25 protein-coding genes and 1 pseudogene are annotated in these 24,616 nt (G+C 52.1%); 16 read left to right on the forward strand and 10 right to left on the reverse strand.

Annotated features, from left to right (window positions below; translation table 11 throughout):
* Positions 1 to 5: 5 nt before the first annotated feature.
* Complete coding sequence (locus tag HV345_RS03925; protein ID WP_181636269.1) at positions 6 to 1,481, reverse strand: TrkH family potassium uptake protein; 1,476 nt, start codon at positions 1,479 to 1,481, stop codon at positions 6 to 8.
* 199 nt (positions 1,482 to 1,680) lie between these two features.
* Between HV345_RS03925 and HV345_RS03930 the strand changes: the two genes are divergently transcribed.
* Positions 1,681 to 3,852 carry a YgiQ family radical SAM protein gene (locus tag HV345_RS03930; protein ID WP_003024532.1) on the forward strand — a complete coding sequence of 724 codons (2,172 nt, stop codon included), beginning with the start codon at positions 1,681 to 1,683 and terminating at the stop codon, positions 3,850 to 3,852.
* Between the two features lie 85 nt (positions 3,853 to 3,937).
* On the opposite strand, the pseudogene HV345_RS26345 reads toward HV345_RS03930, so the two are convergent.
* The 3 genes and pseudogenes from HV345_RS26345 to yqhD all read right to left on the reverse strand — a co-directional run.
* Positions 3,938 to 4,078, reverse strand: a pseudogene (locus HV345_RS26345) (hypothetical protein); the annotation flags it as partial.
* Between the two features lie 70 nt (positions 4,079 to 4,148).
* Positions 4,149 to 4,976, reverse strand: coding sequence for a 2,5-didehydrogluconate reductase DkgA (gene dkgA / locus HV345_RS03935; RefSeq protein ID WP_181636270.1), 828 nt, complete (start codon positions 4,974 to 4,976; stop codon positions 4,149 to 4,151).
* 306 nt (positions 4,977 to 5,282) lie between these two features.
* The gene (gene yqhD, locus HV345_RS03940) at positions 5,283 to 6,446 is read right to left on the reverse strand and encodes an alcohol dehydrogenase (protein ID WP_003838168.1); all 1,164 of its coding nucleotides are present in this window, start codon (positions 6,444 to 6,446) and stop codon (positions 5,283 to 5,285) included.
* A gap of 195 nt (positions 6,447 to 6,641) precedes the next feature.
* Between yqhD and HV345_RS03945 the strand changes: the two genes are divergently transcribed.
* Entirely contained in the window at positions 6,642 to 7,541 is a 900-nt protein-coding gene (locus HV345_RS03945; protein WP_165501421.1) for an AraC family transcriptional regulator, read from the forward strand.
* A gap of 77 nt (positions 7,542 to 7,618) precedes the next feature.
* Here the strand turns inward: HV345_RS03945 and yghB are convergent, their stop codons facing one another.
* Together yghB and metC are read right to left on the reverse strand one after the other, a co-directional pair.
* On the reverse strand, positions 7,619 to 8,278 hold the full coding sequence (yghB, locus tag HV345_RS03950; RefSeq protein ID WP_016154504.1) for a DedA family general envelope maintenance protein YghB: 660 nt from the start codon (positions 8,276 to 8,278) through the stop codon (positions 7,619 to 7,621).
* A 131-nt stretch (positions 8,279 to 8,409) separates the two neighbouring features.
* The gene (metC, locus tag HV345_RS03955) at positions 8,410 to 9,597 is read right to left on the reverse strand and encodes a cystathionine beta-lyase (protein ID WP_016157474.1); all 1,188 of its coding nucleotides are present in this window, start codon (positions 9,595 to 9,597) and stop codon (positions 8,410 to 8,412) included.
* 250 nt (positions 9,598 to 9,847) lie between these two features.
* Here metC and exbB point away from each other — a divergent pair, with 250 nt between their 5' ends.
* Both exbB and exbD read left to right on the forward strand, forming a co-directional pair.
* Positions 9,848 to 10,582, forward strand: coding sequence for a tol-pal system-associated acyl-CoA thioesterase (gene exbB, locus HV345_RS03960; RefSeq protein WP_016154502.1), 735 nt, complete (start codon positions 9,848 to 9,850; stop codon positions 10,580 to 10,582).
* Positions 10,583 to 10,588: 6 nt separating this feature from the next.
* Complete coding sequence (gene exbD / locus HV345_RS03965) at positions 10,589 to 11,014, forward strand: TonB system transport protein ExbD (RefSeq protein WP_016154501.1); 426 nt, start codon at positions 10,589 to 10,591, stop codon at positions 11,012 to 11,014.
* A 71-nt stretch (positions 11,015 to 11,085) separates the two neighbouring features.
* Here the strand turns inward: exbD and HV345_RS03970 are convergent, their stop codons facing one another.
* Both HV345_RS03970 and HV345_RS03975 read right to left on the reverse strand, forming a co-directional pair.
* Complete coding sequence (locus HV345_RS03970; RefSeq protein ID WP_016157473.1) at positions 11,086 to 11,493, reverse strand: hypothetical protein; 408 nt, start codon at positions 11,491 to 11,493, stop codon at positions 11,086 to 11,088.
* A 1-nt stretch (position 11,494) separates the two neighbouring features.
* Complete coding sequence (locus HV345_RS03975; protein ID WP_046276175.1) at positions 11,495 to 11,899, reverse strand: hypothetical protein; 405 nt, start codon at positions 11,897 to 11,899, stop codon at positions 11,495 to 11,497.
* Between the two features lie 104 nt (positions 11,900 to 12,003).
* On the opposite strand from HV345_RS03975, the gene HV345_RS03980 reads away from it, so the two are divergent.
* Positions 12,004 to 12,492, forward strand: coding sequence for an ESA_00282 family adhesion-associated protein (locus HV345_RS03980; protein ID WP_181633238.1), 489 nt, complete (start codon positions 12,004 to 12,006; stop codon positions 12,490 to 12,492).
* A gap of 83 nt (positions 12,493 to 12,575) precedes the next feature.
* Here HV345_RS03980 and HV345_RS03985 read toward each other — a convergent pair whose 3' ends face one another.
* Positions 12,576 to 13,616, reverse strand: coding sequence for an aldo/keto reductase (locus tag HV345_RS03985; RefSeq protein WP_101700279.1), 1,041 nt, complete (start codon positions 13,614 to 13,616; stop codon positions 12,576 to 12,578).
* A 155-nt stretch (positions 13,617 to 13,771) separates the two neighbouring features.
* Here HV345_RS03985 and yghX point away from each other — a divergent pair, with 155 nt between their 5' ends.
* The 11 genes from yghX to hybG all read left to right on the forward strand — a co-directional run bounded on the left by yghX (position 13,772) and on the right by hybG (position 23,640).
* A complete protein-coding gene (gene yghX / locus HV345_RS03990; protein WP_047499231.1) occupies positions 13,772 to 14,659 on the forward strand; it encodes a YghX family hydrolase in 888 nt (295 codons plus the stop codon).
* 214 nt (positions 14,660 to 14,873) lie between these two features.
* Positions 14,874 to 16,514: a methyl-accepting chemotaxis protein gene (locus tag HV345_RS03995; protein ID WP_181636271.1), complete on the forward strand. Its 1,641-nt coding sequence runs from the start codon at positions 14,874 to 14,876 to the stop codon at positions 16,512 to 16,514.
* An 85-nt stretch (positions 16,515 to 16,599) separates the two neighbouring features.
* Positions 16,600 to 16,887: a DUF2623 family protein gene (locus HV345_RS04000; RefSeq protein ID WP_016154494.1), complete on the forward strand. Its 288-nt coding sequence runs from the start codon at positions 16,600 to 16,602 to the stop codon at positions 16,885 to 16,887.
* 189 nt (positions 16,888 to 17,076) lie between these two features.
* A complete protein-coding gene (hybO, locus tag HV345_RS04005; RefSeq protein ID WP_016154493.1) occupies positions 17,077 to 18,195 on the forward strand; it encodes a hydrogenase 2 small subunit in 1,119 nt (372 codons plus the stop codon).
* 2 nt (positions 18,196 to 18,197) lie between these two features.
* Positions 18,198 to 19,184, forward strand: a complete 987-nt coding sequence (hybA, locus tag HV345_RS04010) for a hydrogenase 2 operon protein HybA (protein WP_003828357.1) — start codon at positions 18,198 to 18,200, stop codon at positions 19,182 to 19,184.
* Positions 19,174 to 20,352, forward strand: coding sequence for a Ni/Fe-hydrogenase cytochrome b subunit (gene hybB / locus HV345_RS04015; protein WP_016154492.1), 1,179 nt, complete (start codon positions 19,174 to 19,176; stop codon positions 20,350 to 20,352). Before hybA ends, hybB begins: the two co-directional genes overlap by 11 nt.
* Positions 20,349 to 22,052: a hydrogenase 2 large subunit gene (gene hybC, locus HV345_RS04020; RefSeq protein ID WP_181636272.1), complete on the forward strand. Its 1,704-nt coding sequence runs from the start codon at positions 20,349 to 20,351 to the stop codon at positions 22,050 to 22,052. Before hybB ends, hybC begins: the two co-directional genes overlap by 4 nt.
* Positions 22,052 to 22,546, forward strand: a complete 495-nt coding sequence (locus HV345_RS04025; protein ID WP_181636273.1) for a HyaD/HybD family hydrogenase maturation endopeptidase — start codon at positions 22,052 to 22,054, stop codon at positions 22,544 to 22,546. Before hybC ends, HV345_RS04025 begins: the two co-directional genes overlap by 1 nt.
* A complete protein-coding gene (gene hybE / locus HV345_RS04030) occupies positions 22,539 to 23,027 on the forward strand; it encodes a hydrogenase-2 assembly chaperone (RefSeq protein WP_181636274.1) in 489 nt (162 codons plus the stop codon). The genes HV345_RS04025 and hybE overlap by 8 nt, the downstream gene beginning before the upstream one ends.
* Positions 23,020 to 23,361 carry a hydrogenase maturation nickel metallochaperone HypA gene (gene hypA, locus HV345_RS04035; RefSeq protein WP_016157467.1) on the forward strand — a complete coding sequence of 114 codons (342 nt, stop codon included), beginning with the start codon at positions 23,020 to 23,022 and terminating at the stop codon, positions 23,359 to 23,361. The genes hybE and hypA overlap by 8 nt, the downstream gene beginning before the upstream one ends.
* Before the next feature lie 30 nt (positions 23,362 to 23,391).
* Positions 23,392 to 23,640: a hydrogenase maturation factor HybG gene (gene hybG, locus HV345_RS04040; RefSeq protein ID WP_003024459.1), complete on the forward strand. Its 249-nt coding sequence runs from the start codon at positions 23,392 to 23,394 to the stop codon at positions 23,638 to 23,640.
* A gap of 50 nt (positions 23,641 to 23,690) precedes the next feature.
* On the opposite strand, the gene yghU is transcribed toward hybG, so the two are convergent.
* Positions 23,691 to 24,557, reverse strand: coding sequence for a glutathione-dependent disulfide-bond oxidoreductase (yghU, locus tag HV345_RS04045; protein ID WP_181629818.1), 867 nt, complete (start codon positions 24,555 to 24,557; stop codon positions 23,691 to 23,693).
* Positions 24,558 to 24,616 lie beyond the last annotated feature (59 nt).

Consider the following 24,616-nt stretch of genomic DNA (forward strand, 5'->3'; position numbering starts at 1 on the left):
TTCCGTTACGCCCGCCAGAACATGCGCGAGAACAGGATCAGAATGGGGTAAATCTCCAGACGCCCCATGATCATGGCCGCGCACATCAGAAATTTTGCCTCCTCGTTTAAGGTGCCAAACGTCGTTGCGGTGATGCCAAATCCCAGCCCCATGTTATTGATGCAGGCGGCAACGGTGGCGAATGAGGAGAAGAGATCGTAGCCCATCAGATTGAGCGCCCAGATAAAAAAGCTGGTAAATAAAACGTAGAGAAAGAAAAAGCTCCATACCGAACGCACTACTCGGTCGCTTACTACGTTATTGCCCACTTTGATATTCAGCAGGGCGCGAGGATGCGCGAGCTGGTGTAACTCCTGACGGCATTGCTTGAACATAATCAAAAAACGCAGCACCTTAATCCCCCCGCAGGTCGAGCCGACACAACCGCCGAAGAAACTGGCGCTGAGCAGCATGAATATCGTGTGCGAAGGCCACTGCGCATAATCCGCCGTCGACAGGCCATTATCTGTCAGCATCGAACTGGCCAGAAAAAAGGCATGCACCAGGCTGTCCGTTATCCCGTACATACCCGCCCGCCAGACCTGCCAGGTGGCGATCAAGGTGACAACCAGCGCAATAAGCAGAAAGAAACGCAGCTCGGCATTACGACGAAAGGGCTTAAAGGTACGTTTCACAATAGCTACGTACCAGAGGGTGAAGTTAAACGCAGACAGCAGTGAAAACAGTCCGGCGACTAACTCAATAGCGTGGCTGTTATAAAAACCGATGCTCTCACTACGGGTGGAAAATCCGCCGAGAGAGACCGTCGACAGCCCGTGGCATAAGGCATCGAAAAACGACATCCCGGCAACCCAGTAGGCCAGAGTACAAATAAGGCCGAGAATGACGTAGGTCAGCCACAGCGTACGTGCGGTATCAGCAAGCCTTGGCGTGAGGCGTTCTTCTTTAAAGGGACCTGGCATTTCAGACTGATACAGCTTCATACCACCAATACCCAGCAGGGGTAATACCGCCACGGCAAGGACAATAACCCCCAGGCCGCCAATAAAATTGAGCTGAGCCCGATAGTACAGATACGATTTCGGCAAGGCGCTGATGTCGTCAATCACCGTAGCGCCAGTGGTGGTTATCCCGGAAACCCCTTCGAACAGGGCATCGGCAAAGGAGAGATTTAAGCCATCGTCCATCCACATCGGCATGGCGCTGATAAACGAAAACAGCAGCCAGAACAGGACGATAATGACGAAGCCATCCCGGGTTCGTAGTTGAATTCCTGCATGTTTGGTTGCCAGCCACGCTCCACTGCCGAGGGTAAAGAACGTCATAAATGTGCTGAAAAAGGCGAAAAAGCTCCGCTCTTTATTTAACAGAGCAATGGCCATCGGCGGCAGCATGGAGAAGCTGTAGAGAAGAACCAGAAATCCGCACAGGTGAACAACTACCCGTAACTGGGAAATATGCAGTGAATCGTTGAGTCGCAATGAAAAATCCCCCGCCGAAAAAGAGTTATCTCAGCTGGCCGGCATGGTGTTAATTATGAATGATAAAAATGGGCGTCGTAAAATTTAACAATTTAAATCACTTTCTACTTGTCTGACTCAGACTCCACTTCATTTCTTGCCGACATACAGCGTATAATCCCCGGCCTTTGATTATTTTTTTACCATTTTTGGAAGCACTATGAGCGCAATATCCCTGATCCAGCCGGACAGAGACCTTTTCTCCTGGCCGCAGTACTGGGCTGCCTGTTTTGGCCCGGCACCATTTTTGCCGATGTCACGCGACGAAATGGACCAACTTGGCTGGGATAGCTGCGACATCATTCTGGTTACCGGCGATGCATACGTCGATCATCCCAGCTTTGGCATGGCAATTTGCGGCCGTATGCTGGAAGCGCAGGGCTTTCGTGTTGGGATTATCGCCCAGCCGGAGTGGAACAACAAAGACGATTTTATGCGTTTGGGTAAACCGAACCTGTTCTTTGGTGTAACCGCGGGCAACATGGATTCGATGATCAACCGTTATACCGCCGATCGCCGACTGCGCCATGACGATGCTTATACGCCAGACAACGTGGCGGGCAAACGCCCGGACCGCGCGACGCTGGTCTATACCCAGCGCTGTAAGGAAGCATGGAAAGATGTGCCGGTTATTCTCGGCGGTATTGAGGCCAGCCTGCGCCGTACCGCGCACTACGACTACTGGTCTGATACCGTTCGTCGCTCCGTGCTGGTGGATTCAAAAGCCGACATGCTGATGTTCGGTAACGGCGAACGTCCGCTGGTGGAAGTGGCGCATCGTCTGGCGATGGGTGAAACTATCGATCAGATCCGCGACGTGCGTAACACCGCGATTATGGTTAAAGAAGCGCTGCCGGGCTGGAGTGGGGTGGATTCCACGCGTCTCGACACGCCGGGCAAAATTGACCCGATCCCGCATCCATACGGCGAGGATTTGCCGTGTGCCGACAACAAACCTGTCGCACCGAAAAAGCAGGAAGCGAAAGCGGTAACTGTACAGCCGCCGCGCCCGAAACCGTGGGAAAAAACCTACGTGCTGCTGCCGTCCTTCGAAAAAGTGAAGGGCGATAAAGTGCTGTATGCACATGCGTCGCGTATCCTGCACCACGAAACCAACCCAGGCTGTGCGCGCGCGCTGATGCAGAAGCATGGCGATCGCTACATCTGGATCAACCCGCCAGCCATTCCGCTCTCTACCGAAGAAATGGACAGCGTCTTTGCGCTGCCGTACAAGCGCGTGCCGCATCCGGCGTATGGCGACAGCCGCATTCCGGCCTATGAGATGATCCGTTTCTCGATCAACATTATGCGTGGCTGTTTTGGCGGCTGCTCGTTCTGTTCGATCACCGAGCATGAAGGCCGCATTATCCAGAGCCGCTCTGAAGATTCGATCATCAATGAAATCGAAGCTATTCGCGACACCGTTCCGGGCTTTACCGGCGTGATTTCCGATCTCGGCGGCCCAACGGCGAACATGTATATGCTGCGCTGTAAGTCACCGCGTGCGGAGCAAACCTGCCGTCGTTTGTCATGCGTCTACCCGGATATCTGTCCGCATATGGATACCAACCACGAGCCGACGATTAACCTCTATCGCCGTGCGCGTGATTTGAAAGGCATTAAAAAGATCCTTATCGCTTCAGGTGTGCGCTATGACATCGCGGTTGAAGATCCGCGCTATATCAAAGAGCTGGCGACCCACCACGTGGGCGGCTATCTGAAGATTGCGCCAGAGCATACTGAAGAAGGCCCGCTGTCGAAGATGATGAAGCCGGGGATGGGCAGCTACGATCGCTTTAAGGAATTGTTCGACACCTACTCTAAACAGGCCGGTAAAGAGCAGTACCTGATCCCGTACTTTATTTCTGCGCATCCTGGGACGCGTGACGAGGATATGGTGAATCTGGCGCTGTGGCTGAAGCAACGTCGTTTCCGTCTGGATCAGGTGCAGAACTTCTATCCATCACCATTGGCGAACTCCACAACCATGTATTACACCGGGAAAAACCCGCTGGGTAAAATTGGTTACAAGAGTGAAGACGTGGTGGTGCCGAAAGGTGATAAACAGCGTCGTCTGCATAAAGCGCTGCTGCGTTACCACGACCCAGCCAACTGGCCGTTAATCCGCCAGGCGCTGGAAGATATGGGGAAAAAGCATCTGATCGGTGGTCGTCGCGAATGTCTGGTTCCGGCGCCTACGCTGGAAGAGATGCGCGAAGCGCGTCGCCAGAACCGTCATACCCGTCCGGCGTTGACCAAGCACACGCCTGTGGCGCATCAGCGCCAGACGCCCGCCGCGAACAAAAAACGTGGGAAAGTAGCTGGGCGCTAATCTGTCTTGCCCGGGAGTGAAATGTTTACCGGGCCTGAAAGACCGTCGGCCGGATAAGGTGCCATCTGGCAGAAGTGCTCAGTAATTATGCCTCACGAATTCTGGCCGCTAATGCGGCCAGTTTTGCATCATCCGCCCGTTCACGATCGTGTGACGACAGATATCCTTCATACTGCTCGAAAAATTGGTTCTGCTGCGATTCAATCGGCTTCCAGTGGGGCAGATCTGTGCACGTGGTCTACGTCGAAATTCAAATCAGTAAAGGCCCGACAAGAGGTCGGGCAGGAGAGAAGGGGTTAACCGCCGAACTGGTCCGGGTCTGGTCCCAGACGTTTGCCCTGATCGAGCTTTGCGATTTCGCCTAATTCATCTTTATCCAGGCGGAAGTCCCAGACGTTAAAGTTTTCTGCGATACGCGCAGGAGTGACTGATTTCGGAATAACCACCAGGCCGCTATCCAGATGCCAGCGGATGACAATCTGCGCCGGTGATTTGCCATATTTCTCCGCGAGATCGCGGATGATCTTTTGATCAAAGACGTCTTTGCCGCCCTGCGCCAGCGGGCTCCAGGATTCGGTCTGGATTTTATGCGTTGCGTTCCAGGCGTGCAGTTGGCGCTGTTGCATAAGCGGGTGAAGTTCTATCTGGTTAATCACCGGTGGTACGCCGGTTTCATCCATCAGTCGCTGGAGATGATTGACCTGAAAGTTACACACGCCGATGCTCTTAATCAGCCCTTCTTTTTGCAGATCGATCATGCTTTCCCACGCTTCAACGTAGTGGTCGATCGCCGGAACCGGCCAGTGCATCAGATAAAGATCGAGGTAATCGAGCTGGAGTTTCTCCATGCTTTCGAGCAAGGCTTCCCGAGGACGTTTCTGGTCATCATTCCATAGCTTGGTGGTGATGAATAACTCTTCCCGCGGTACGCCCGCATCGCGTATTGCTTTGCCGACACCTTCTTCGTTTTTGTACGCCGCAGCGGTATCAATTGAGCGATACCCCACTTCCAGCGCTTTATGAATGGCAGTGATGACCTCTTCGTTACTTGCCTTCCAGACCCCCAGGCCCAGTTGCGGCATGACGTTACCATCCTGTAGTTTAATAATGGTTGGACCGGTCATAATTCCTCCCCTGAATTGAGTTTACCGAGGCAAGCCCCGGTAAGTTAGGTGTGACTTAAGTCTGGCCTATCCTCGTCATACTTCAAGCTGCATATGCGTTGGCTTTATTACGCGGCCCATCCATGAGCCTCACCCTTTCAGGTCCGCTGCAAGCAGCGTTCAAATCTGCTCCCGGCAGGTTTGTCGTTTCACCCCCAGTCACTGACTTATGTAAGTTCCTGGGGATTCTCTCCTTTGCCGCCTTTATGCAACTCGAATTATTTAGAATATAAATACCCAAAAATGAAAGGCGGAGGTGAAAAAACCTTAGCGGGCAGCTTCGTAAATCCGACGGCTGACCTCGAGCGTAATGTCCTGATGTTCGCCCAGTTTCGTACCGCCGTGCGCTTGCAGTTTTTCCAGTAGCGCCGGGATGGAGCTACCGTCCAGGCCGTAGTCAGACAGACGAGTCGGTACGCCCATTTGTTCAAAGAAAGCGCGGGTTGCGGCAATAGCGGCGTCGATGCGTTGGTCATCGGAACCTTCGGTGATATTCCAGATACGCTCTGCGTATTGCAGCAGTTTGGCACGTTTGGTATCGCGTTTTTCATTCCACAGCGCTGGCAGAACGATAGCCAATGTTTGAGCATGATCCAGACCGTGCATTGCGGTCAGTTCGTGGCCCAGCATATGCGTTGCCCAGTCTTGTGGTACGCCTGCGCCAATCAGACCGTTCAGCGCCTGGGTTGCCGCCCACATAACGTTCGCACGCACGTTGTAATTTTCCGGCTCCTGCAATGCTTTCGGGCCTTCTTCTACCAGCGTAAGCAGAATACCTTCAGCAAAGCGATCCTGAATTTTCCCGTCAACCGGATAAGTCACATACTGCTCAACGGTATGTACGAAGGCATCTACGACGCCGTTCGCAACCTGACGCGGCGGCAGGGTATAGGTGTAAACCGGATCCAGCACGGCGAATACCGGCTGCACAAATGGGGTCATAAAGGCCAGCTTATCGCCGGTGGTTTTACGCGAAATGACCGCGCCGGAGTTAGATTCAGAGCCGGTTGCTGGCAGGGTTAATACGGAGCCCATCGGGATAGCGCTTGTTACGTCGTTGCCGTGGGTTTCCAGAATGCGCCATGGATCGATGCCGTCAGCGTATTGTGCCGCAGCCGCGATGAATTTGGTGCCATCCAGCACCGAACCGCCGCCTACCGCCAGCAGGAACGTCACTTTCTCATCACGCACGATTTTTACCGCGTTCATCAGCGTTTCATAAGACGGGTTCGGCTCAATACCGCCAAACTCCAGCACGTCCAGGCCTTTCAGCGCATCCTGAACCTGTGCCAGGACACCGGTTTTTTTCACGCTACCGCCGCCATAGGTAACCAATACGCGAGCATCCTGAGGGATTTGATCGCGCAGCTCAGCAATCGCACCTTTACCAAACAGAATGCGGGTTGGGGTATGGAGATTAAAGTTGTTCATTGCTCGTTCCCTTATGTGGGTAAAAAAAAGAGGGCAGGAGAGTGTCTGCCGGATGATGAACATTGTGGTCGTCAGCCGCGCTGCTCTCAATGCTCATTTCTGCCGATGTCTTGCCCATTTCTACAGACTGCTGGAGAAAACGGATAAATCTGCGCATTATGTCAGGGTTGCAAACCGATGATGAAATGGTGCTCTATGAACCGTGATGAGATCTGCCTTCTGCTGACAGATAAAATTAAGCAGCTGAAAAACAATGAAAATAAACTCAGCGAACTGCTGCCAGATGTCCGCCTGCTGCACGGCACTGAGCCGGCAGCGCGTACACCGGTAATGTATCAGCCAGGAATCATATTTCTCTTTTCGGGACATAAAATTGGTTATATCAATGAACGTGTATTTCGTTATGACGCCAACGAATACCTGTTGCTAACCGTACCGCTACCCTTTGAATGTGAAACGTATGCAACGCAGGAGGTTCCCCTGGCCGGTATCTACCTGAATGTCGATATTCTGCAATTGCAGGAGCTGTTGATGGACATTGGGGAAGATGAGCTGTTCCAGCCCGCCATGGCGGCCAGCGGGATCAACTCCGCGACGCTTTCTGACGAAATACTGTGCGCCGCTGAGCGCCTGCTGGATGTGATGGAGCGACCGCTGGATGCGCGTATTCTGGGGAAACAGATTATTCGCGAGATCCTCTACCATGTGCTGACCGGGCCGCGCGGCGGCGCATTACTGGCGCTGGTCAGTCGCCAGACGCATTTCAGTTTGATAAGCCGGGTGCTGAAGCGCATTGAAACCAAATACACCGAAAATCTCAATGTCGAACAGCTGGCGGCAGAAGCGAACATGAGCGTGTCGGCGTTTCATCATAATTTTAAAGCGGTGACCAGCACGTCGCCGCTGCAATACCTGAAGAGCTATCGTCTGCATAAAGCACGGATGATGATGATCCACGACGGGATGAAGGCCAGTGCGGCTGCCATGCGCGTCGGCTATGAGAGCGCATCGCAATTCAGTCGGGAATTCAAACGTTTCTTTGGCGTAACGCCGGGGGAGGATGCAGCCAGAATTCGAATGATGCAGGGGAGTTAAACTTGCTCAGCGCTGGCCTGATAAGCGAAACGTCATCAGGCGAAAATGCCGGGGGAACCCCGGCCTACGGTTAATGCTCAGGCGCTACAGTATTTTTTTTTAATCACTACAAACAGGGTTCCCAACAGACCCGCGGTTAACAGGGCAATCGGCAGGATCATTAAAAAGGTCATCACCTGATCTTCATGGCGTTTGACGAACGGGATCATGCTCAGCGCATAGCCAAAGCCGGTGACGACGGTGACCCACAGCAGACCGCTCAGCCAGTTAAAAAACTGGAACCGACGGTTTGGCAGGCCCGAAATTCCCGCCATTGTTGGCAGCAAGGTACGAACGAATGCCAGGAAACGCCCAGCCAGCAGTGCCATCAGCCCGTGTTGGTCAAACATGCAGGTAGCGCGCTGATGATATTTATCAGGTAATTGCGCCAGCCAGCCTTTTACCGTCCGTGTGTTGCCCAGCCAGCGTCCCTGAATGTAGCTCAGCCAGCAGCCCAGACTGGCTGCGGCAGTCAGAATAGCTATGGTAGGTATAAAACTCATCACGTCCTGAGCGATCAGCGCCCCTGCCAGCAATAACAGGCTGTCTCCGGGTAAAAAGGAGGCAGGCAGCAGGCCATTTTCTAAAAACAGTGTGGCGAACATTACGAAGTACACCACGCTCACAACGTGCGGATCCGCCAACGCGGCAAAATCGTGTTGCCAAAGCGCGGAGACAATATCTTGAATGACTACCATGGACTTTCCTGTGGAACAGCGTTTATGTGTGGATTGTACTCCTGAATTGTCCGGGATGCCTTGATCCCGGACGCAACAATTGCAGACTTTTCCACCAGAAGTGTCTGCATATATGTCCATCTATGGCAATTTTACTCGATTCGGGCAAATCCTGCGGCCAAATCGGCAATCAGATCGTCAACATTCTCTAAACCGATATGCAAACGGATGAGCGTTCCACTGAAGTCCACCTCGCCTTGGGGACGGATTGCCGCAATGTGTTCCGGCTGATTAGCGAGAATCAGCGACTCAAAACCGCCCCAGGAGTAGGCCATGCTGAACAGGCTGAAGTGGTCGAGATACGCGGCCAGCTCTTCATGATTTAGTTTCTTATTCAATACAAATGAGAACAGTCCGCTGCTGCCGGTGAAATCACGCTTCCAGAATTCGTGGCCTTTACTGCCGGGCAGCGCGGGGTGGTTCACGCGGGCGACCTGCGGATGGCTGGCCAGCCACTCGGCGACCTTTAAGCTGCTTTCATGATGTTGGCGCAGGCGAACGCTTAGCGTACGCAGTCCGCGGCTGGTCATATAGGCGGTATCGGCGTCCAGCATTTGCCCCATCAGATAGGCATTTTCGCGCAGTTGATCCCAGCAACGGGCATTAGCTACCGCAGTGCCGACCATGGCGTCGGAATGGCCAATCAGATATTTGGTGCCAGCCTGAATAGAAATGTCGATGCCAAAATCCAGCGCTTTGAACAGCACTCCGGCAGCCCAGGTGTTATCAATTATGATGATCGCATCCGGCGCGACGCTTCTGACGGCGGCAACAATAGCAGGAACATCATGTACTTCCATGGTGACAGAGCCGGGAGATTCCAGAAATACGACTTTAGTGTTCGGCTGTATGTGCTTCACAATATCGGCACCAACCAGCGGATCGAACCATCCGGTGGACACGCCGAGTTTGCCGAGAATTTTGGTGCAAAAATCCTGGCTGGGTTCATAGGCGGTGTTGGTCATCAGCACATGATCCCCTTGTTCCACAAAGGCGAGGATGGTGTTGGCAACGGCCGCCGCGCCGCAGGGGAATAACGCACAACCCGCGCCGCCTTCCAGTTCACACATTGCCTCCTGCAGGGAAAAATGCGTCAAGGTTCCGCGACGTCCATAGAAAAGCGCACCGTTAGCACGGTTGTGCGTAGCCTGCTTTTTGGCCTCTACGGTGTCAAACACTAGCGAAGAAGCGCGCTGGATCACGCTATTTACCGCGCCCAGCGTGTACTTTTTACTGCGTCCTGCGTGAACGAGTTTGGTTTCAAGTTGCTTATCTGCCATGTCGTCTTACCTGTTTTTATACGTCTGGATGTCTAAACTACCATGAATCAAAGATGACGCATCCTGCAGAACGGTCATACAGTAGAAAATAATCTCAAAATGCTTCTGGTGACTTTTTTACTGCGTAAGCGCAAGGAAAAGAAACCAAAGGTGCGGCAATATGTAAATAGTAATGAGAACGACTATCAATTCGACGTCGTTTTGATATCATTACGCTCAGATTTTGTGATTTGCGTCCTGGAGATACAGAGTGGGTAATAATTTGATGCAGACGGATCTTTCCGTCTGGGGTATGTATCAGCACGCCGATATCGTGGTTAAGTGCGTGATGATTGGGCTGATTTTGGCATCAGTGGTCACCTGGGCTATCTTCTTTAGTAAGAGCCTTGAGTTCTTTACTCAGAAACGCCGCCTTAAGCGTGAACAGCAACTGCTGGCGGACGCCCGCTCTTTAGACCAGGCAAATGAGATTGCTGCAGGATTTGATGGCAAAAGCCTGGGCGCACAGTTGATTTACGAAGCGCAGAACGAACTGGAATTGTCAGAAGGCAGCGACGACAACGAAGGTATTAAAGAGCGTACCGGCTTCCGTCTGGAGCGTCGTGTGGCGGCGGTAGGTCGTCATATGGGACGTGGTAACGGCTACCTGGCCACCATCGGGGCTATCTCTCCATTTGTGGGTCTGTTCGGTACCGTATGGGGCATCATGAATAGCTTCATCGGGATTGCACAAACCCAAACGACCAACCTGGCCGTTGTTGCGCCGGGTATCGCAGAAGCACTGTTAGCGACGGCGATCGGTCTGGTCGCGGCAATTCCTGCGGTTGTTATCTACAACATTTTCGCACGTCAGATTGGCAGCTATAAAGCGATGCTGGGCGATGTCGCGGCACAGGTACTGTTGCTGCAAAGTCGCGATCTGGACCTGAACGCTAGCGCTTCTGCCCATCCGGTACGTGCTGCGCAGAAATTACGTGTAGGATAATGTTCCATGGCAATGAGCTTTAATGAAAACCTGGACGATAACGGTGAAATGCATGAAATCAACGTGACGCCGTTTATCGATGTTATGTTGGTTTTATTGATCATCTTTATGGTGGCCGCACCGTTGGCAACGGTGGATGTGAAGGTGAATCTCCCGGCTTCCACCAGCACGCCGCAGCCGCGTCCGGAAAAACCGGTTTACCTGTCTGTTAAAGCCGATAAGAGTATGTTTATTGGCAACAATCAGGTGACGGATGACACCATGATTAGCGAATTAAATACGCTGACCGATGGGAAGAAAGACACCACGATTTTCTTCCGTGCGGATAAAACCGTCGATTATGAAACCATGATGAAAGTTATGGATACGCTGCATCAGGCGGGTTTCCTGAAGATTGGTCTGGTCGGTGAAGAGACCGTGAAAGCGAAGTAATCCTGATTGCCGGGTAATGGTTGTTGCCTTACCCGGCCTTCCTCTCCTGATTTAACTCTCCCCACACGCCCTTATCTGTCCTCATCCAGTGCGACTGCCGTTATCCTGGTGGGTTCGTAGTTCCCTTCAGACAGTTTACGCGTCAGGCGTAAGGTGGCTGTTTCTCGCTGGAGTATATGCTGGTATGTGCTCTCCAGCCGGGCCATGATTTTGTCCCGTAGTTCTGGTAGCTGCTCCATAATGGCTTCAATCGCGGCGCCATAGATCTCTTCTTTAGCCTGCAGCGCATAAATTTCGCGACGATTTTGCCATTTCATCCGCACCAGCGCGGCGGGAATAGAGACCATCTCCTGGGCAACGCTTTCCAACGTCGCATTTTTATTGGCAATCAATACGGCCAAATTTTGCTTTAAGACAAACTCATCGCTTTTATGGTCATCTAAAGCCAAATAAACATTATTATCCTCAACATCTTTCATTTTATTTCTCTTCCAGAGAATAAAAAATAGGATCGCTGGTCTCACGCGTAATTAAATTAAGCCAAATTTTATTGCCCTGTTCATTTACGCTGGCTGTTTTTGTCGATAAAATTTTACTTAATTCTTGAGCGTTAATGTCGCCTTCCGCTTGTAGTGAATTGAGCAGGCGAGTGAAGGACTCAATTTTCGCGGCACGAAACAGGCGCTCTTTTAAATGGCGATCGCACTCTTCAAATAACATATTGCGCGCCTGGCCGTTAGCGGTAGAGCTAATCAAAATATCGGGTTCGTAATCGCTTAATGTTCTCTTTCCCTGAGTCAAATTTTCACTATTATCTGTGGGACTGGTATTAGTAGATGAGCTGGATAAGTGAAAACGAGAGGGAACAAGATGCTCGGGAAGCATGTTGAAATATCCTTTGATGCCAATGATATGTTGTTCTAAATAAACCAGGCTGCGTTGACAATAGCATGGCGTAATTTTAAAATCAAAAAAAATGGAGCCAGTATATGAACAGTATATTTTATTCTGTTATTACCCTGCTATTGCTTACCTGCGGGGTACTTTTGTTGATGCGCAGTGCAAATAAAAACCGATATGCAGAAAATGGGCACTCTGAAAACCAGCCGGAAATGCTGAGTAAAGAAGAGGGGGAAGATCATTTTTCGGTACTGATGAATTCGATTACCCCAGTATGGTATTGGCGCGTTAATCACGAATATATCGATTTTATCCACTCAACGATCAAGCGGATGACAATGGTAGAGCTAAATGAGACGCCAGGGCTATTTGATGCACAGCGGCGTTGTAGCGATCTCAACTCTGCGGTGTATAAATATTACGACAATATAAAAAAGCGCTGTCTGAGCGGTGAGAAAGTCCCGCATGCCGATCTGGATGTGCTTAACTTACGCCAGTGCTTCAGGGAGTTCAGTCTGGAGGCTTATCCTGCGCTTGTCGCGCTGGTGTGGCCGGAATTTCAACGTCCAGAGATCTAAGCGGAAGAGGTGTGAAGGGATTGGCTGGCCCTGTTACGTGCCGGGGAGGCTAACGCCGCTTCCCGGCACAGAGTTACAAACGGCTATTTGTCAGATGAGGCCTGCCACAGGTTCAGTTTACCATCCGTGACATGCTTATCGATCTGCGCCAGTTCTTCGGCGCTGAACGTCAGGTTAGCCAACGCCTGAACGTTCTCCTCCAGTTGCTCCGGTCGGCTGGCGCCAATTAATACCGACGTCACCCGGTTGTCTTTCAGCAGCCAGCTTAAGGCCATTTGCGCCATCGACTGTCCGCGCTGTTGCGCCATCTCATTGAGCAAACGCAGGCTGTTAAGGTTTTCTTCCGTCAGCATATTTTCCGTCAGCCCACGAACTTTTTTCCCTTCACGCTGCATGCGTGAACCTTCCGGAATGCCGTTGAGGTATTTCCCCGTCAGCAGCCCCTGGGCCAGCGGCGTAAATGCGATGCAGCCCATGCCGTTGGATTCCAGCGTATCCAGCAGACCGCTGCTGTCTACCCAACGGTTAAGCAGGTTGTAAGAAGGCTGGTGGATCAGCAGCGGAATTTTCCATTCCCGCATCAGCTCGGCCATTTTCTGCGTACGCTCCGGGGAATAGGATGAGATGCCGACATACAGCGCTTTACCGCTTTGCACCGCATGGGCCAGCGCTGAGGCGGTCTCTTCCATTGGCGTATTTTCGTCAACGCGGTGCGAGTAGAAGATATCGACATAGTCGAGGCCCATGCGTTTCAGGCTCTGGTCGAGGCTGGCGAGCAGGTATTTGCGCGAACCGCCAGAACCGTATGGCCCTGGCCACATGTCATAGCCTGCCTTGGTGGAGATGATCAGTTCATCACGATAGTGTGCAAAATCCTCGCGCAGTAATCGGCCAAAATTCTCTTCTGCGCTGCCCGGAGGCGGCCCGTAGTTATTGGCTAAATCAAAATGCGTGATGCCTAAATCAAATGCTTTACGCAGCAGAGCGCGCTGTGAATCCAGCGCCTGAACGTGCCCAAAACTGTGCCACAAACCCAGCGATAGCGCGGGTAAACGTAAACCGCTGCGCCCGCAGTAGCGATAGAGCATCTGCTCGTAACGTTCAGGATTGGCAAACCAGTCCATGAGATCTCCTTAGTGCAGGTGAATTTCGAAACAACGTTTCTATTCTAGCGGGTTCATGATGAATATCCCGTTCACCAGGTCACACTGGAATGAAAAACTGGGCAAAAACAGACCACTGTGCTTTGCTTAAAAAAACATCGATCTGGAGTGCTGCCATGCCGCGTCTAACTGCCAAAGACTTTCCGCAAGAATTGCTCGACTACTATGACTATTACGCTCATGGCAAAATAACGAAACGCGAGTTTCTCAATCTTGCTGCGAAATATGCAGTCGGTGGTATGACGGCGCTGGCATTATTCAATGTGTTGAAACCCAATTATGCCCTCGCAACGCAGGTGGAGTTCACCGATCCTGATATCCTGGCGGAATACATGACTTATCCTTCACCTGAAGGGCATGGTGATGTGCGTGGGTATCTGGTTAAACCTGCGAAAGCGACGGGGAAAGTTCCGGCGGTAGTGGTGGTGCATGAGAATCGTGGGCTGAATCCGTATATTGAGGATGTGGCACGGCGGGTGGCGAAGGCGGGCTATATTGCACTCGCGCCTGATGGATTAAGTTCAGTAGGGGGCTATCCTGGCAATGATGATAAAGGTCGGGAGTTGCAGCAGCAGGTTGACCCCGTAAAGCTGATGAATGACTTTTTTGCCGCCATTGAATTTATGCAGCGTTATTCAGGCGCGACGGGAAAGGTGGGTATCACCGGATTTTGCTACGGTGGTGGCGTATCGAATGCCGCAGCCGTTGCTTTTCCTGAACTGGCCTGCGCAGTGCCTTTTTATGGGCGTCAGGTTCCTGCATCAGATGTCCCTAAAATCAAAGCGCCTTTATTACTGCACTATGCGCAATTAGATACCCGAATTAATGAGGGATGGCCTGCCTATGAAGCGGCGCTCAAAGCCAATAAGAAAGTCTATGAGGCATATATCTATCCCGGCGTTAATCATGGTTTTCATAATGACTCGACACCGCGTTATGATAATGCTGCCGCTGATTTGGCCTGGGAGCGTACTCTTGCATGGTTTAACAAATATTTACGATAGAAAACAAGGGATTATTTAATGCTTCAGGTTAATTATCTGAATAATAATGCTAGCTAATTTCATTAGCATTCATGTTGATATAGTGTAAATAATATTGGATGCACTTAAGAAAGTAAAAAAATAAAGAATGCATTATATCTTCTCTGTTGCCTGCCGATAACAAGGATAAGTATCGCCTGATGGCGAATTCCTCATCAACGGCAAGGAAATTATTATGCGTTTGCTGAAAAACTTCACTATTCGTATTGTCATGTTGGCAATACTGGGACTTTTTTGCCTGCTCTGGTCTGGCGTGGGTTTATTCAGTCTTCATTCTTTATCAAAAATATCTGAAGGCAATGATATTGACCGTCATCTTGTCCATCAGATGACGGTGCTCAGTCAGGGGAACGATCAGTATTTTCGCTTCGTAACGCGCTTAAGTCGCGCCATGGATGTCAAAATGAGCGGCGGAACGCCTGATTTTGCACCAGCGCAGCAGTCCCTGGAGAATATGAGCAAAAAACTCCAGGAGATGAAAACGTTGTCTCCGGGGCCTATGGATCCGGACGTTGCCGCGGCGGTACTGACGAAGTGGCAGGCGCTGCTGGATAACGGGGTGATTCCGCAAATGCAACTGGCGCAGCAGGGCACGCTTACGGCCTTTGCGGAGCATGCCAGCACCGTTACGCCAGCGCTGAGCCGTGAATTTGGCGCCAGTGCCGAACGTTTTAACGCCACGGCAGGTGAGCGGCTTGATACCACGCGTGTCATGGTCGATGGCAAAACGTCTATCATCAGGACGCTAATTATTACCGCCGTGGTCCTCGGTATTGCTCTCCTGTTCTTCACAGATCGTTACCTCGTCGCCATGATGGTGAAACCCCTGGGACGTATCCGCCAGCAGTTCCAGCAGATTGCTCAGGGCGATCTCAGCCATCCAATCGAAGATTTTGGCCGTAACTGCGTGGGCCAACTGGTGCCGTTATTGTGCGCGATGCAGGACAGCCTGCGCGAAGCCGTCAGTACAATTCGCTCAGGTAGTGACAACATCTGGCGAGGGGCTACGGAAATTTCCACCGGCAATAACGATCTCTCATCGCGTACTGAGGAGCAGGCTGCGGCGCTGGAAGAGACCGCTGCCAGCATGGAGCAACTGACCGCAACGGTAAAACTGAACGCCGAAAATGCGCGTGAAGCCAGCCAGCTTGCCGATACGGCGACAGAGACGGCAGGTAAAGGGAGCAGCCTGGTTTCAGAAGTGGTTGAGACGATGGACGGCATTGCCGCCAGCTCTAAACAGATCGCGGAAATTACGTCTGTTATTAATAGCATTGCCTTCCAGACCAATATTCTGGCGCTGAACGCGGCAGTTGAAGCTGCCAGAGCAGGTGAGCAGGGGCGTGGTTTTGCCGTTGTTGCCGGTGAGGTGCGTAACCTTGCCAGCCGTAGCGCCGGGGCGGCGAAAGAGATTGAGACGCTGATTGGCGAATCGTCGCGTCGCGTCGATCAGGGCGCTCGACTGGTTAAAGAGACGGGATTAACCATGGAGGCGATTCTGCGCGGAGCCACCGAAGTGACCGTTATCATGAAGCAAATTGCTTCTGCCTCAGAAGAACAGAATAAGGGCATTTCGCAGGTGAGCGTGGCGATCACGCAGATGGACAGCGTAACGCAACAGAACGCCGCGCTGGTAGAGCAAGTTTCCGCCGCGGCTGTGGCGCTTGAACGGCAAACGGAGGAGCTGCAACGCTCGGTACAACAGTTCCGCCTTTCAGCAAACGATGTGCAGTACGCCGCCGCCAGTACCGCTTCCCCTTCAGCAGACAGCAAAACGCCTGCGGCCGCTAAAAAGGATGAATGGGTGTCCTTTTAAGCGGGCATAAAAAAGTACGTGATACCTCTGGTCTTTGCTTAAAAAATCGCTATATAATTTGTTATATAGCGATTGGAGGTTATGCATGGACAACCATTTTGGAAAAGGCTTGATGGCCGGATTAAACGCGTCAAGTGCGGATAGCGCACGCACGGCGGCCAATTTTTGTGCTGATTATAAACGCGGTTTTGTGCTGGGATTTTCTCATCGAATGTTTGAAAAAACGGGCGATCGACAGCTCAGCGCGTGGGAAGCGGGGATCCTCACGCGTCGCTATGGGCTGGATAAAGAGATGGTTATGGATTTCTTTAAAGAGAACCAGTCCAGTACAACAATTCGTTTTTTCATGGCTGGCTATCGTCTCGAAGCTTGATCCGAAAGGGGTATTATCTTGCTTTAATTAATTACACTATTGACCTACGCCTTCGTTTTGTTGCTCCGCCGAAGTATTATAATGCACATAACCATATAAAAAGTGTGGTAAATGGCGCGCCGATCGCAATATGCAACATGCGAAAGGTGCAAAATAAAAGCCAGGTCTTCGCAACGGAATAACTATAAAATGACTGGAGATAACTCTCTCATCAATTCGAACGGCATCAATCGCCGTGATTTCATGAAGCTTTGTGCAGCACTGGCCGCTACCATGGGGCTCAGTAGCAAAGCCGCCGCAGAAATGGCCGAATCAGTTTCTCGTCCTCAGCGTCCACCGGTTATCTGGATTGGTGCGCAGGAGTGTACGGGTTGTACTGAATCGCTACTTCGCGCGACACACCCTACAGTGGAAAACCTCGTTCTGGAGACAATCTCTCTGGAATACCATGAGGTACTCTCTGCCGCCTTCGGCCACCAGGTCGAAGAGAATAAACATAACGCTCTGGAGAAGTACAAAGGGCAATATGTTTTGGTTGTAGATGGTTCTATCCCACTGAAAGACAATGGTATTTACTGCATGGTTGCCGGTGAGCCGATCGTAGATCACATCCGCCGGGCCGCAGAAGGCGCTGCCGCTATCATTGCCATCGGCTCTTGTGCCGCGTGGGGTGGTGTTGCTGCTGCTGGCGTTAACCCAACGGGTGCCGTCGGCTTGCAGGAAGTTCTGCCAGGCAAAACCATCATCAACATCCCCGGCTGTCCTCCGAACCCGCACAACTTCCTTGCAACGGTCGCGCATATCATCACTTACGGTAAGCCGCCGAAGCTGGATACCAAAAACCGTCCGACATTTGCCTATGGTCGTTTGATTCACGAACACTGCGAACGTCGCCCGCACTTCGATGCAGGTCGTTTTGCTAAAGAGTTTGGCGATGAAGGTCACCGTGAAGGCTGGTGCCTCTACCATCTGGGCTGTAAAGGACCAGAAACCTACGGCAACTGCTCAACGCTGCAATTCTGCGATGTTGGCGGCGTGTGGCCGGTGGCTATCGGTCACCCTTGCTACGGCTGTAACGAAGAAGGTGTCGGTTTCCATAAAGGTATTCACCAGCTTGCTCATGTGGAAAACCAAACACCGCGTTCCGAGAAACCTGACGTCAATATGAAAGAAGGCGGCAATATTTCTGCCGGGGCGATTGGGCTGCTTGGTGGCGTAGTAGGACTGGTTGCCGGTGTCAGCGTGATGGCGGTTCGTGAACTGGGGCGTCAGCAGAAGAAAGATAACGCTGACTCACGGGGAGAATAACCGTGAACAGACGTAACTTTATTAAAGCAGCCTCCAGCGGGGCATTGCTGTTGGGCGCTGCGCCGTCCATCAGCCATGCGGCTGCAGAAAACCGTCCGCCGATCCCTGGTTCTCTTGGGATGCTCTATGACTCGACGCTGTGCGTAGGCTGCCAGGCCTGTGTCACCAAGTGTCAGGATATCAACTTCCCGGCGCGTAACCCGGAAGGCGAGCAGACCTGGTCGAACAACGACAAACTGTCACCGTATACCAATAACATCATCCAGGTGTGGCGTAGCGGAACAGGTGTCAACAAAGACCAGGAAGAAAACGGCTACGCATACATTAAGAAGCAGTGCATGCACTGTGTCGATCCGAACTGTGTCTCCGTTTGCCCGGTCTCCGCGCTGAAGAAGGATCCGAAAACCGGCATCGTCCACTATGACAAAGATGTTTGCACGGGCTGTCGTTACTGCATGGTCGCCTGCCCGTACAATGTGCCTAAGTATGACTACAACAACCCGTTTGGTGCGCTTCACAAATGTGAACTGTGTAACCAGAAAGGTGTTGAGCGTCTGGATAAAGGCGGTTTACCGGGTTGTGTTGAAGTGTGCCCTGCCGGTGCGGTGATTTTTGGTACGCGTGAAGAGCTGATGGCTGAGGCGAAAAAACGTCTCGCGCTGAAGCCTGGCAGCGAATACCACTATCCGCGTCAGACGGTGAAAGCAGGCGATACCTATCTGCATACGGTACCGAAGTATTACCCCCATCTGTACGGCGAGAAAGAGGGTGGTGGTACACAGGTTATGGTACTGACGGGCGTTCCTTACGAGGATTTGGATCTGCCGAAACTGGATGATCTTTCAACCGGTGCGCGTTCCGAACATGTTCAACATTCCTTGTACAAGGGCATGATATTACCCCTGGCTGCGCTGGCGGGCTTAACCGTGCTGGTTCGTCGTAACACGAAAAACGACCATCACGATGGAGGAGACGATCATGAGTCATGATCCTAAACCGCTGGGCGGAAAAATAATCAGCAAACCGGTCATTATTTTTGGGCCGCTTATCGTCCTGTGTATGCTCCTGATCGTGAAACGTCTGGTCTTCGGATTGGGCTCAGTCTCCGATCTGAACGGCGGTTTCCCATGGGGTGTATGGATCGCGTTTGACCTGCTGATTGGTACCGGCTTCGCATGTGGTGGCTGGGCGCTGGCGTGGGCGGTGTATGTTTTCAACAGAGGACAATACCATCCACTGGTACGTCCGGCGCTGCTGGCGAGTCTGTTTGGCTACTCGCTGGGTGGTCTGTCGATCACCATTGACGTCGGTCGTTACTGGAACCTGCCGTATTTCTACATTCCGGGCCACTTCAACGTGAACTCGGTACTGTTCGAAACGGCGGTTTGTATGACCATCTATATCGGCATCATGGCGCTGGAATTTGCTCCGGCTTTGTTTGAACGTCTGGGGTGGAAAGTCTCTCTCAAACGTTTGAATAAAGTGATGTTCTTTATTATTGCCCTTGGCGCGCTGCTGCCAACTATGCACCAGTCTTCAATGGGGTCATTGATGATTTCTGCGGGCTATAAGGTGCATCCGCTATGGCAAGCTTATGAAATGTTGCCGCTTTTCTCCGTATTAACCGCTTTTATTATGGGCTTCTCGATCGTCATCTTTGAAGGCTCGTTGGTACAAGCCGGGCTGAAAGGTAATGGTCCGGACGAGAAAAGTTTGTTCATCAAGCTGACGAATACCATCAGTGTGCTGTTGGCGATTTTCGTGGTCCTGCGCTTTGGCGAACTGATCTATCGCGACAAGCTGTCCTATGCGTTCTCAGGCGATCTTTACTCCCTGATGTTCTGGATTGAAGTCGTGCTGATGGTCTTCCCGCTGGTGGTGCTGCGCGTCACTAAGTTGCGTAACGACTCGCGCATGCTGTATCTGTCTGCGCTGAGCGCATTGCTGGGTTGTGCGACATGGCGTCTGTCCTATTCGCTGGTGGCGTTCAATCCTGGTGGTGGCTACCACTACTTCCCGACCTGGGAAGAACTGTTGATTTCTATTGGTTTTGTGGCTATTGAGATTTGTGCATACATCGTACTCATTCGTCTACTGCCGATACTTCCTCCTTTAAAACAAAACGATCAAAATCGTCATGAGGCGAGCAAAGCATGAGCCAGAGAATTACTATTGATCCGGTAACCCGTATTGAGGGTCATTTACGCATCGACTGCGAAATCGAAAATGGCGTGGTATCTAAAGCATGGGCTTCCGGTACCATGTGGCGCGGCATGGAAGAGATCGTGAAAAACCGCGATCCGCGCGATGCCTGGATGATTGTGCAGCGTATCTGTGGCGTTTGTACTACCACTCACGCTATCTCTTCCGTTCGTGCAGCAGAAAGCGCGCTGAATATTGATGTTCCGGTGAACGCACAGTATATCCGTAACATCATTCTGGCCGCGCACACCACGCATGACCACATTGTTCACTTCTATCAGCTCTCTGCGCTGGACTGGGTGGATATCACCTCTGCACTGAAAGCAGACCCAGCGAAAGCGTCTGCCATGCTGAACGGCGTGTCCTCCTGGCACCTGAACAGCGCAGAAGAGTTCACTAAGGTTCAGAACAAGATCAAAGACCTTGTTGCCAGCGGTCAGTTAGGCATTTTTGCCAACGGTTGCTGGGGTCACCCGGCAATGCAGCTGCCGCCAGAAGTGAACCTGATTGCGGTCGCTCACTACCTGCAGGCGCTGGAATGCCAGCGTGATGCTAACCGTGTTGTGGCGCTGTTGGGCGGTAAAACGCCGCACATTCAGAACCTGGCGGTAGGCGGGGTTGCTAACCCAATTAACCTCGACGGCCTTGGCGTGCTGAACCTCGAGCGCCTGATGTATATCAAGTCCTTTATCGATAAGCTGAGCGACTTCGTTGAGCAGGTTTACAAGGTTGATACCGCGGTTATTGCTGCGTTTTACCCTGAGTGGCTGGAACGTGGTCAAGGTGCGGTTAACTATCTGAGCGCACCGGAATTCCCGACTGACGGTAAAAACGGCAGCTTCCTGTTCCCGGGTGGTTACATCACCAATGAAGATCTGTCGACCTATCGTCCGATCACCTCTCACTCCGATGAGTACCTGATCAAAGGGATTCAGGAGAGTGCGAAACACGCGTGGTACAAAGACGAAGCGCCGCAGGCTCCGTGGGAAGGCACAACGGTTCCTGATTACACCGGTTGGTCAGATGATGGCAAGTACTCCTGGGTTAAAGCACCGACCTTCTACGGTAAAACGGTTGAAGTGGGTCCGTTGGCCAACATGCTGTGTAAACTGGCGGCCAAACGCGAGTCTACCCATGCCAAGCTGAATGAAATCATCGCGATTTACACCAAACTGACCGGTAAAACTATCGAAGTGTCACAGCTGCACTCTACGTTGGGCCGTATTATTGGCCGTACCGTTCACTGCTGTGAACTGCAGAACGTTCTGCAGGATCAGTACAATGCGCTGATTGTGAACATCGGCAAAGGCGACCACACCACCTTCGTGAAACCGGATATCCCGGCAACGGGTGAATTTAAAGGTGTCGGTTTCCTCGAAGCGCCGCGCGGTATGCTGTCTCATTGGATGGTGATCAAAGATGGCATTATCAGCAACTACCAAGCGGTAGTACCGTCAACCTGGAACTCTGGCCCACGTAACTTTAATGATGAAGTGGGACCGTATGAGCGCTCGCTGTTAGGTACGCCGATTGCCGATCCAAACAAACCGCTGGAAGTGGTTCGTACCATTCACTCCTTCGACCCTTGTATGTCATGTGCGGTGCATGTGGTGGACGTTGATGGGAACGAAGTGGTCTCAGTTAAGGTTCTGTAATGCGGATATTAGTCTTAGGGGTCGGCAATATTTTGCTGACCGACGAAGCCATCGGAGTACGTATCGTTGAGGCATTAGAACAACGGTACGTCCTGCCAGACTTTGTTGATGTTCTGGACGGTGGTACGGCTGGGATGGAGCTTCTCGGTGATATGGCGAACAGAGATCATCTGATCATTGCTGACGCCATTGTGTCGAAGAAAAACACGCCAGGAACGCTGATGGTCCTGCGGGATGAAGAGATCCCGGCGCTGTTTACCAACAAAATCTCACCGCACCAGCTTGGTCTGGCCGACGTATTGTCGGCCCTGCGTTTCACCGGCGAGTTCCCGAAAAAGCTGACGTTAGTCGGTGTTATTCCGGAATCGCTGGAGCCGCATATCGGACTAACGCCAACGGTTGAAGCGATGATTGAACCCGCGCTTGAGCAGGTTCTTGCCGCGCTTCGCGAATCAGGTGTTGAAGCGATCCCGCGGGAGGCGGCTCATGTCTGAGGAGTTTGTCGGTTTTCAGACGGCCCCGAAGATGCAAATTCAGGCCGCGTTTGAAGAGGTTGCCCGGCGTTCAATGCACGATCTCTCTTTCCTGCATCCGAACATGCCGGTATATGTCTCTGAATTTACGTTGTTTGAAGGACAGTGGACGGGGTGTATTATCACGCCCTGGATGCTCAGCGCACTGATTTTCCCCGGACCGGACCAGATCTGGCCGGTGCGTAAAGTCAGCGAAAAAATCGGACTGCGTCTGCCGTATGGCGAGATGACCTTTACCGTTGGTGAACTGGAGGGCGTATCGCAATACCTTTCCTGCTCACTGATGTCGCCGCTTTCGCACAGTATGTCGGCGCAAGAAGGCATGCGTCTGACTGACGATTGCGCGCGAATGCTGTTATCGCTACCGGTTAGCGATCCGAATGCGCCGCAGCTAAATCGCCGCGCGTTGCTGCTGGGTCGTCGGAACTGCGAAAATGCATGAGCTGTCCCTTTGTCAGAGCGCGGTTGAGATTGTTCAACAGCAGGCAGAGCAGCACGGTGTCAAACGTGTAACCGGTGTTTGGCTGGAAATAGGGGCGCTCTCCTGCGTTGAAGAGAGCGCCGTTCGTTTCAGTTTCGACATCGTCTGTCAGGGGACGCTGGCTCAGGGTTGTGAGCTGCATATTGATTACAAGCCAGCCCAGGCATGGTGCTGGGATTGCAGTCAGGTTGTGGAAATCACCCAGCATGATGCGCAGTGTCCACAATGTCAGGGCGATCGTCTGCGGGTTGATGCTGGCGATTCACTGAAAGTGAAAAGTATTGAAGTCGAATAACCCATAGGTTGCTATGGGGCGGAGTCAGATATGTGTATTGGAGTCCCTGGTCAGGTTCTGGCCGTTGGTGAAGATATTCACCAGCTTGCGCAGGTTGAAGTGTGCGGCATCAAACGTGATGTCAATATTGCCCTGATTTGTGAAGGTGATACAGCTGAGCTGGTCGGGCAATGGGTGCTGGTGCACGTAGGGTTCGCCATGAGCATCATTGATGAAGATGAAGCTAAAGCCACGTTAGACGCACTTCGCCGCATGGAGTACGACGTCACCAGCGCGTGACAAATCCTGAATGAAATTGCCGGATAGCGGTTGCCATCCGGCAATTTATTTTAGTTCTGGCGCTTATCTTCGGTATGGGTATCGAAGTCGCTGGCGTCATGGCGTTCATGAAGCTGCTCGTTCAGCGGTCCGTTGGTGCGGTTTACAATACGACCACGCTTAACCGCCGGACGCGCTGCAATCTCTTTTGCCCAGCGTTGTACGTGCGCGTAGCTTCCTGCGTCAAGGAACTCTGCTGCGTCGTAGACGTTGCCCAGAACCACATTGCCAAACCATGGCCAGACCGCCATATCGGCAATGGTGTATTCATCTCCGGCCACAAACTGATGTTGCGCCAATTGTTTATCCAGCACGTCGAGTAAGCGCTTGGCTTCCATGGTGAAGCGATTGATAGCGTACTCAATTTTTACCGGAGCATAGTTATAGAAGTGGCCAAAGCCTCCGCCGAGGAACGGCGCTGCGCCTTGTAACCAGAACAACCAGTTCAGCGTTTCGGTGCGTTTTGCCAAATCCTGCGGCAGGAAATAACAATATTTTTCAGCCAGATAGAGCAGGATTGCGCCAGATTCGAATACGCGAACCGGTGGGTTTTGCGAGTGATCGCGTAGCGCCGGGATCTTCGAGTTCGGATTCACCTCAACAAAGCCGCTGGAAAACTGATCGCCATCGCCAATGCGGATAATCCAGGCATCGTATTCCGCGCCTTTCACCCCCTGCGCCAGCAACTCCTCCAGCATAATCGTCACTTTCTGCCCGTTTGGCGTACCCAGCGAATAGAGCTGCAGCGGATGTTTGCCAACCGGCAGCGTTTTCTCGTGGGTGGCTCCGGAAACCGGGCGGTTGATATTGGCGAATGCGCCCCCGTTCGATTTTTCCCACGTCCAGACTTTCGCGGGCTGATAGGTATTGTCTGACATATTGACCTGCCTTCTGAGTGGTTGTGTTGATGCAGTGTAGCAGTTAGGTAGAACTCAAT

The sequence above is a fragment of the Citrobacter sp. RHBSTW-00986 genome (assembly GCF_013783065.1).
Lineage (GTDB): Bacteria > Pseudomonadota > Gammaproteobacteria > Enterobacterales > Enterobacteriaceae > Citrobacter > Citrobacter braakii.

What these genes read in the sequence shown, in the direction of transcription:
- HV345_RS03930 (WP_003024532.1), top strand. Translation starts at nt 1,681, where the DNA reads ATGAGCGCAATATCCCTGATCCAGCCGGACAGAGACCTTTTCTCCTGG.
- dkgA (WP_181636270.1), bottom strand. Translation starts at nt 4,976, where the DNA reads ATGACCGGTCCAACCATTATTAAACTACAGGATGGTAACGTCATGCCG.
- yqhD (WP_003838168.1), bottom strand. Translation starts at nt 6,446, where the DNA reads ATGAACAACTTTAATCTCCATACCCCAACCCGCATTCTGTTTGGTAAA.
- HV345_RS03945 (WP_165501421.1), top strand. Translation starts at nt 6,642, where the DNA reads ATGAACCGTGATGAGATCTGCCTTCTGCTGACAGATAAAATTAAGCAG.
- yghB (WP_016154504.1), bottom strand. Translation starts at nt 8,278, where the DNA reads ATGGTAGTCATTCAAGATATTGTCTCCGCGCTTTGGCAACACGATTTT.
- metC (WP_016157474.1), bottom strand. Translation starts at nt 9,597, where the DNA reads ATGGCAGATAAGCAACTTGAAACCAAACTCGTTCACGCAGGACGCAGT.
- exbD (WP_016154501.1), top strand. Translation starts at nt 10,589, where the DNA reads ATGGCAATGAGCTTTAATGAAAACCTGGACGATAACGGTGAAATGCAT.
- HV345_RS03970 (WP_016157473.1), bottom strand. Translation starts at nt 11,493, where the DNA reads ATGAAAGATGTTGAGGATAATAATGTTTATTTGGCTTTAGATGACCAT.
- HV345_RS03975 (WP_046276175.1), bottom strand. Translation starts at nt 11,899, where the DNA reads ATGCTTCCCGAGCATCTTGTTCCCTCTCGTTTTCACTTATCCAGCTCA.
- HV345_RS03980 (WP_181633238.1), top strand. Translation starts at nt 12,004, where the DNA reads ATGAACAGTATATTTTATTCTGTTATTACCCTGCTATTGCTTACCTGC.
- HV345_RS03985 (WP_101700279.1), bottom strand. Translation starts at nt 13,616, where the DNA reads ATGGACTGGTTTGCCAATCCTGAACGTTACGAGCAGATGCTCTATCGC.
- yghX (WP_047499231.1), top strand. Translation starts at nt 13,772, where the DNA reads ATGCCGCGTCTAACTGCCAAAGACTTTCCGCAAGAATTGCTCGACTAC.
- HV345_RS03995 (WP_181636271.1), top strand. Translation starts at nt 14,874, where the DNA reads ATGCGTTTGCTGAAAAACTTCACTATTCGTATTGTCATGTTGGCAATA.
- HV345_RS04000 (WP_016154494.1), top strand. Translation starts at nt 16,600, where the DNA reads ATGGACAACCATTTTGGAAAAGGCTTGATGGCCGGATTAAACGCGTCA.
- hybO (WP_016154493.1), top strand. Translation starts at nt 17,077, where the DNA reads ATGACTGGAGATAACTCTCTCATCAATTCGAACGGCATCAATCGCCGT.
- hybB (WP_016154492.1), top strand. Translation starts at nt 19,174, where the DNA reads ATGAGTCATGATCCTAAACCGCTGGGCGGAAAAATAATCAGCAAACCG.
- hybC (WP_181636272.1), top strand. Translation starts at nt 20,349, where the DNA reads ATGAGCCAGAGAATTACTATTGATCCGGTAACCCGTATTGAGGGTCAT.
- HV345_RS04025 (WP_181636273.1), top strand. Translation starts at nt 22,052, where the DNA reads ATGCGGATATTAGTCTTAGGGGTCGGCAATATTTTGCTGACCGACGAA.
- hybE (WP_181636274.1), top strand. Translation starts at nt 22,539, where the DNA reads ATGTCTGAGGAGTTTGTCGGTTTTCAGACGGCCCCGAAGATGCAAATT.
- hypA (WP_016157467.1), top strand. Translation starts at nt 23,020, where the DNA reads ATGCATGAGCTGTCCCTTTGTCAGAGCGCGGTTGAGATTGTTCAACAG.
- hybG (WP_003024459.1), top strand. Translation starts at nt 23,392, where the DNA reads ATGTGTATTGGAGTCCCTGGTCAGGTTCTGGCCGTTGGTGAAGATATT.
- yghU (WP_181629818.1), bottom strand. Translation starts at nt 24,557, where the DNA reads ATGTCAGACAATACCTATCAGCCCGCGAAAGTCTGGACGTGGGAAAAA.